This is a genomic window from Pseudomonas prosekii, from assembly GCF_900105155.1.
Taxonomy (GTDB): domain Bacteria; phylum Pseudomonadota; class Gammaproteobacteria; order Pseudomonadales; family Pseudomonadaceae; genus Aquipseudomonas; species Aquipseudomonas prosekii.
Map to the genome: position 1 here is coordinate 5,007,040 of NZ_LT629762.1, position 6,822 is coordinate 5,013,861.

Genomic DNA, 6,822 nt, shown 5'->3' on the forward strand with positions numbered 1-6,822 from the left:
CATGCTGATGAAACCGTCCCACACAGCCACAGGTACGTATTTCGCCACAGCGGGATTTTTGCACCGCAAAAAACTGCGTCAGCTCTGGGCTTCTGCCTCGGCCATCTGGTTGAAATACTTGGTGCGGTCCGGCGTGAACGTCACCACCATTTTGGTCCGCGAGCAGGTCAGTGCTTTTTCCACGGTCAGATCGATGTCCAGATCTTCCCCGCGCAAGCCTTGCCATTGCGCCAGGTATTTCAGCGATCCGTACTTTTCGAGTTTTTTCAGGCTGCGGCTCACGCATTCGGGTTTTGTTGGACAGCTCCGCTGTACCCGTTGACGGTGAATGTTAGGGGCGGATGTAACAGCTGGCAACAAGGTATTTGCCGGTGCCGGACGCAGGGTTGCCAGGGCAACGGCAGCAGTTTTTTTAACCGAAACAGCTGCAACCCTAGACAACCCTTTGGTTTCGCCGATAACGCCCATTTCTGTTGATCGCCGGCAGGCATTACTGCGACAAAACCTTCTCGCAAAAGCGAATATTCCGACAACAGCTGATTCCGTCAGACCCGATTCAAGGCTGCCAGGAGCTCTTCTCACCACTCAGTTTGCGATCGAGAAAACTCGCCGCGCTGATCAACGCCAGGTGCGACAACGCCTGCGGCGTATTGCCCAGATGCCGCGCATGGCTGTCGAACTCTTCGGCGTACAACCCCAGAGGATTGGCATACCGCAACAACTGCTCAAACTCCAGATGCGCCTTTTCGACCTGTCCGGCCCGCGCCAGGCATTCCACGTACCAGAACGAACACGCCGCAAACGCACCTTCGGTGCCGGCCAGACCATCGATCTGCGCATCGTCGTTGCGATAGCGATAGACCATGCCGTCGCGCACCAGGCTTTTTTGGATCGCTTCCAGCGTCGCCAGCCAACGCGGATCCTTGGCGCTGACAAAACGCACCAGCGGCATCAGCAGCATCGAGCCGTCCAGCGCCGTGCCGCCCATGTACTGCACGAAATGTCCGCGTTCTTCGTTCCAGAAGTTTTCCCAGATGTCCGCATAAATCGCCTGACGGGTTTCGTCCCAGCGTGCAAACGGCGCCGGCAGCGAGCGTTTCGAGGCGAGGCGAATCGCCCGGTCCAGCGCCACCCAGCACATCAATCGCGAGTGCAGAAAGTGATGTTGCTCGCCGCGCATTTCCCAGATTCCGACGTCCTTTTGCTGCCAGGTTTCGCAGACCTGATCGACCACTTGCACCGCGTGTTGCCAGCCTTCGTGAGAAATCGCGTCGCCGTACTTGTTGACCAGATACACCGCGTCCATCAGCTCGCCGAAGATGTCGAGCTGAACCTGCTCGTAAGCCTGATTGCCGATGCGCACCGGTTTCGCTCCGCCATGCCCGGCGAAGTGCGTGAGCTCGGTTTCCGGCAGTTCCTGACGGCCGTCGACGGCGTACAGAATGTTCAGCTTCATCGGGCTGCCATTGCAGTCGCTGACGCGTCCGCGCAACCACTTCATGTAGGCGTTGGCCTCGGTGACGAAGCCCAGGCGCATGAACGCGTACACGGTGAACGAGGCGTCGCGGATCCACGTGTAGCGGTAATCCCAATTGCGCTCGCCGCCCGCGGTTTCCGGCAGGCCGAAAGTCGCGGCGGCGAGGATTGCCCCGTGTTTGCGCGAGGTCAGCAGTTTCAACGCGAGGGCCGAGCGGTTGACCATTTCGCGCCAGCGTCCGCGATAGTTGGACTGGCCGATCCAGTCACGCCAGAACTTCAGCGTGCGCTCGATGCACAACTGGGCGGCGCCTTCCTGAAAGCGCGAATCGTCGATGGCGCCCAACAGGAACGCGGCACTTTGCCCCTGTTCAAGGGTGAATTCGGCAGTCGCGGCAGCGCCATCCAGGGTCAACGGATGATCGGAATTGAGGCGCATCGACGGCTGGTCCGGCGCTGTAAACACCACGTCGTCGCCGTCCATTTGCGCCGTCGTCGCTGCACGGGCGTAGTCATGGCGCACCGCGCAACGCATGCGCAGGGTCGCCGTGCCGCTGACCACGCGCACTCGGCGCATCAGCAGCGGCAAGTCGTCTTCGTTGTCGCCGATCGGCAGCAGGTCGGTGACTTCGACCACCGCGTGATCGCTCAGCCAGCGGGTTTGCAGGACGTTGGTGTCGGGCAGGTAAATCTGCTCGCGGCGCGCATCGGGCAAATCCGGGGACAACTGGAAAATCCCCGCTTCGGGCGTGTCCAGCAGCGAGCAGAATATCGACGGGCTGTCGAATTCCGGCCAGCAGAAAAAATCCACGCTGCCCTTGTCGTTGACCAGCGCCGCGCTGCGCATATCGCCAATGATGCCGTGGGCGTCGATGGCGCTTTGTCGTTCGGAATGATGATCAGCCATTGCCACGGAACTCCGGATAGAGGCTCATGCCGCCGTCGATAAACAGGGTTGTGCCGACGATGTAGTCGGACGCATCGGAGGCCAGGAAAACCACCGCGTTGGCGATGTCCTCGACGTCACCGACGCGACCGTAAGGGATCAGTTCGAGGAGTTTCTGCTCGGCATCGCCCTCGGTGGCCGCGCGGTTGATTGCCGTGCGAATCGCCCCCGGCGCGACGCCGTTGATGCGGATTTTCTGATGGCTGACTTCTTGCGCGAGGGTTTGCATCAGCATGTCGACGCCGCCCTTGGACGCGGCGTAATTGACGTGTCCGGCCCACGGAATGCGCTGGTGCACCGAACTCATGTGGATGATTTTGCCTGCGGCGCGCGACACGCCTTGGCGAACACCTTGCTGGTTGAAAATCCGCAACGCCGCGCGGGCGCAAAGGAACTGCCCGGTGAGGTTGACGCCGATGACTTTATTCCAGTCGTCGAGGCTCATGTCCACGGCGTTCGCGTCTTTTTGCAGGCCGGAATTGGCCACCAGAATATCGAGGAAACCAAAGGCCTTGAGGGTCTCGGCGAACAGCCGTTCGACGTCGGCCTCTTTCGAGACATCGGCGCCGATGGCGATGGCGCGGCCACCGCTGTCATTGATTTGTCTGGCCAGTGCTTCGGCCGGTTCAGCCTGGGAATTGTAGTTGATGACCACCGCAGCACCGGCCGCGGCCAGTGCTTTCGCGGCGCCAGCGCCGATGCCGGAACTGGCGCCGGTGACGAGTGCAACTTGTTGATCGAGGGAAATCTGCATGAGCGCTAGCGCCTTGAGTTGAGGGCCTAAGTAGCTGACTGACGGGGTGGGCTGAGAGTTCATTTGTGCGGTAACGGTGCTGGCGATGGGGCCTTCACATTCCGCCAACAATTCCACGCTTTCCCCGCCAACCGCCTTATGGCAACTTGCAGGCCCGAATCGAGGCCCGCATTCCATGGCAAACCCTTACCGCGAACTGTTCCAGGCGCCCGGCGCGCGTGCGTTTGTGCTGGCCGGGATGATCGCGCGCATGCCGATTTCCATGACCGGCATCGGCCTGATCACCATGCTCGCGCAGTTGAAGGGCGGCTATGGCTTGGCCGGTGCGGTGGCGGCGACGTTTGCCTTGGCCACGGCGTTTTGTGCGCCGCAGGTGTCGCGGCTGGTCGACCGTTATGGCCAGAGCCGGATCTTGCCGGTGTCGGCGCTGGTGGGTGGCGGGGCACTGTTGCTGCTGTTGCTCTGCACCCGATTGCAGGCGCCGCACTGGACGCTGTTTGTCTTCGCCGCCCTGGCCGGCTGCATGCCGAGCATGTCGGCGATGGTCCGCGCGCGCTGGACCGAGCTGTATCGCGGCCAGCCGCAATTGCAGACCGCTTATGCGCTGGAATCGGTGCTGGATGAAGTATGTTTCATCGTCGGCCCGCCGCTGTCGGTCGGTCTGTGCGTGGTCGCGTTTCCCGAGGCCGGGCCGTTGGCGGCGTTGCTGATGCTGGCGATTGGCGTGACCGCGTTTGTCTTGCAACGCGGCACCGAACCGCCAGTGCATGCGCATGAAACTCACCACATGGGTTCGATCATTCGTTCTGGGGAAATCCGCTTGCTGATGCTGTTGATGACCGCGATGGGCATCATCGTCGGGGTGATCGATGTGGTCAGGGTGGCGTTCGCCCAGCAGCAGGGGCAACCGGCGGCGGCGAGCATTGTGCTGTCGGTTTACGCCATCGGCTCGTGCCTGGCCGGGTTGGCGTTTGGCGCGTTGCGCTCGAAAGTGCCGTTGCCGAGATTGTTTCTGTATGGCGGCGTGATGACTGCGGTGACCACGTTGCCGTTGTTGTTGGCGACGAACATTTTCGGATTGTCGCTGGCGGTGTTTGTCGCCGGATTGTTCTTTGCGCCGACGCTGATTGTGGCGATGGCGTTGGTCGAGCGCATCGTGCCGCCGGCGAAACTGACTGAAGGCCTGACATGGCTGGTCACCGGGCTAAGCATCGGCGTGGCGATTGGCGCGGCGAGTTCCGGGTGGCTGGTGGATGCATTCGGCGCGCGCAGCGGTTTCTGGGTGGCGATCGCGGCCGGGGCGGTGGTGCTTGGCTCGGCGATCCAAAGCTTCCGTCATCTGAAATGAAGTTTCACCTGTAGGCGCGAGCAGGCTCACTCCCACAGGTTTCAGGCGCAGTTACCAGCCGCGCCCCGAATTGACCCAGAAATTCACCGACAACGACGTCGACACCGATTCCACCTGATGGAACCAGCCCTCGGGCAAAAACAGCAAATCCCCGGCCTCCAGCGTCACCCGCAAAAACGTCACGTCGCGGGCGGTGGGGAAGCGTTGATAGTCCGGCGCATCGGGGTTGAAATCGCAACCATCGAGGCCACCCTGCGGCGCCGTGGACCAAGTGCCCAACGCCTCGCGATGATGCGGCGCGGCCAGGGTAAACGTCTTCTGGCCCCAGACCTGCGCGAACAGATTGTCGGTGTCGTCGCGGTGCAGTGGCGTCAGCGTGCCTTTGGGGCCGATCCAGATGCGCGGCGCAATAAACAGCGATTGATCGAAGTAGGGCGGGTACTTGATTTGTTGCAGCAATTGCGCCGGCAGGATGTTGTTGCCCATGTACGCCGGCGGCTCGTCATTCGCGCCTTTGACCGCCGGGCTGTCGAGCGAAGCGATGAACTCGGCCATCGACGTCGAACGGAAATCGCGTTCGGTGGAAAAGGTCTTCTTCACATAATCGCCGTGGCGGGTGATGCCTTGCAGTTCGGCGAAATGCACCAGCGACTCTTCGCGGCTGAGCTTGAACAGCGGCCAGTCCTGTAAAGCGTCGCTGATCACCAGCGGGATGCCGTGGGGCAAATAGTCGCTGTCGAACTGGTCTTTCGACAGTTCACTGCGCGGGCGCCGTTCAACGGTGCGCTGGATCGGCAGGCTGGCGGTCAGGCGTTCGCTGAGGCGCGGCGGGGTCGGGTAGCGTTTGTTCATATCGACTTTTTGCGCGACGGCGCCGCCATGCCGGGCATGGTCGATGATCTGCGGCAGCATCGTCGCCAGGCCCATGTTGCCGCCGATTTTCAGGCGACCGCTGGCGAACAATTCCTCGACGTTGACGCTGCCGCCCATGATTCCGAGAAAGTCGTCTTGCGCCACTTCAATGGTCACGTCGGGGCTGGGATGGCGCCCGGTTTCAGTGCGGCTGCTGGCCTTGACCTCGGACCAGTACGCGTGATGCGGGCCGAAGACGAATTGAAAAACCCCTTCGATGCCGACAGCGCCGGCATTGGCGAACAGTTTGCCCAGGATGGTCTGCAGGTCCACAGCGTGCACTCTTGTTGGTTTTGGTCTGATGAGGGGACGAGCGCCTGCGGGGGAAATTTAACCCGCCGTGACTAATTCCCGTCGGCGTCGGGCCGTTCCTTTGGGTAGACCCATCTTTTCGAGGAGCCCACGGTGACCCAACTGACCCTGCTGTGCCTGCCGTATTCCGGCGCCAGCGCCATGGTCTACAGCCGCTGGCGGCGCAAATTGCCGGAATGGCTGCAATTGCAACCCGTCGAACTGCCGGGCCGTGGCGCGCGGTTCGACGAACCGTTGCACACCGACATGCGGGCGCTGGCGATGCAACTGGCGAGGGAATTGCGCCCGACCTTGAAAGCCCCGTATGCCTTGTTCGGCCACAGCCTCGGCGCGCTGATGGCGTGCGAATTGGCCCACGCCTTTCGCGCGCTCGGATGCCCGGAACCGGTGGCGCTGTTCGCCTCGGGCACGGCGGCGCCAACCATGCGCGCCGATTATGATCGCGGATTTGCCGAACCGAAGACCGATGCCGAGCTGATCGAGCAACTGCGCACGCTCAATGGCACCAGCGAAGAAGTGCTGGCCAATGAAGAATTGATGAGCCTGACCTTGCCGGTGCTGCGCGCCGATTTTCTTTTGTGCGGGCGCTTCCAGCCGGTTCAGCGGCCCTTGCTCAAATGCCCGGTGCACGTGCTCGGCGGCAAGGCCGACAAGGCCACCACCGAACAATTGATCGGCTGGAGCAAGGAAACCCAAGGCAGTTTCTCGGTGGACATGCTCGCCGGCGGCCACTTCTTTATTCATGAGCACGAGGCCAAGGTGCTGCGAGTGATCAAGGATCAACTGGACGTACACCATCGCCGCCACGCCATGGCCACCAGCGCCTGACTTATCTGAATCAGCCTTTGCAGGAGTGAGCCTGCTCGCGATGACGACCTTGCAGTCAACATGAATGTTGCCTGTGTGGACCCCATCGCGAGCAGGCTCACTCCTACAGGGTTTTGCATGTTCAGCACATCCCCGCGCATCACCTTCCTGACACTTATTCTCATTCGCTAATTTTTCCGGTCTGCATTCGTTTTATAGGGACGACGTGCCTTTGTGCTTCCTGCCTACTGATCCGGATGCTAAGAA

Annotated in this window: 6 protein-coding genes; 2 read left to right on the forward strand and 4 right to left on the reverse strand. The window is 61.4% G+C overall.

Going from position 1 to position 6,822, the window contains the following annotated elements; genetic code table 11:
- Positions 1-78: 78 nt before the first annotated feature.
- The 3 genes from BLU01_RS28110 to BLU01_RS22810 form a co-directional block, all read right to left on the reverse strand.
- Complete coding sequence (locus BLU01_RS28110) at positions 79-468, reverse strand: hypothetical protein (protein ID WP_231987102.1); 390 nt, start codon at positions 466-468, stop codon at positions 79-81.
- 88 nt (positions 469-556) lie between these two features.
- Positions 557-2,383 carry a glycoside hydrolase family 15 protein gene (locus BLU01_RS22805; RefSeq protein WP_092279721.1) on the reverse strand — a complete coding sequence of 609 codons (1,827 nt, stop codon included), beginning with the start codon at positions 2,381-2,383 and terminating at the stop codon, positions 557-559.
- Entirely contained in the window at positions 2,376-3,176 is an 801-nt protein-coding gene (locus BLU01_RS22810) for a glucose 1-dehydrogenase (protein ID WP_092279723.1), read from the reverse strand. The genes BLU01_RS22805 and BLU01_RS22810 overlap by 8 nt, the downstream gene beginning before the upstream one ends.
- A gap of 175 nt (positions 3,177-3,351) precedes the next feature.
- Between BLU01_RS22810 and BLU01_RS22815 the strand changes: the two genes are divergently transcribed.
- The gene (locus BLU01_RS22815; protein ID WP_092279725.1) at positions 3,352-4,524 is read left to right on the forward strand and encodes an MFS transporter; all 1,173 of its coding nucleotides are present in this window, start codon (positions 3,352-3,354) and stop codon (positions 4,522-4,524) included.
- A 51-nt stretch (positions 4,525-4,575) separates the two neighbouring features.
- Here the strand turns inward: BLU01_RS22815 and BLU01_RS22820 are convergent, their stop codons facing one another.
- Complete coding sequence (locus BLU01_RS22820; RefSeq protein WP_092279727.1) at positions 4,576-5,709, reverse strand: cupin-like domain-containing protein; 1,134 nt, start codon at positions 5,707-5,709, stop codon at positions 4,576-4,578.
- A 132-nt stretch (positions 5,710-5,841) separates the two neighbouring features.
- Here BLU01_RS22820 and BLU01_RS22825 point away from each other — a divergent pair, with 132 nt between their 5' ends.
- On the forward strand, positions 5,842-6,576 hold the full coding sequence (locus BLU01_RS22825; protein ID WP_092279729.1) for a thioesterase II family protein: 735 nt from the start codon (positions 5,842-5,844) through the stop codon (positions 6,574-6,576).
- Positions 6,577-6,822 lie beyond the last annotated feature (246 nt).

Bases quoted from the DNA above. Each gene is read 5' to 3' on its own strand.
- BLU01_RS22815 (WP_092279725.1), top strand. From the start codon at position 3,352: ATGGCAAACCCTTACCGCGAACTGTTCCAGGCGCCCGGCGCGCGTGCG.
- BLU01_RS22805 (WP_092279721.1), bottom strand. From the start codon at position 2,383: ATGGCTGATCATCATTCCGAACGACAAAGCGCCATCGACGCCCACGGC.
- BLU01_RS22810 (WP_092279723.1), bottom strand. From the start codon at position 3,176: ATGCAGATTTCCCTCGATCAACAAGTTGCACTCGTCACCGGCGCCAGT.
- BLU01_RS28110 (WP_231987102.1), bottom strand. From the start codon at position 468: ATGGGCGTTATCGGCGAAACCAAAGGGTTGTCTAGGGTTGCAGCTGTT.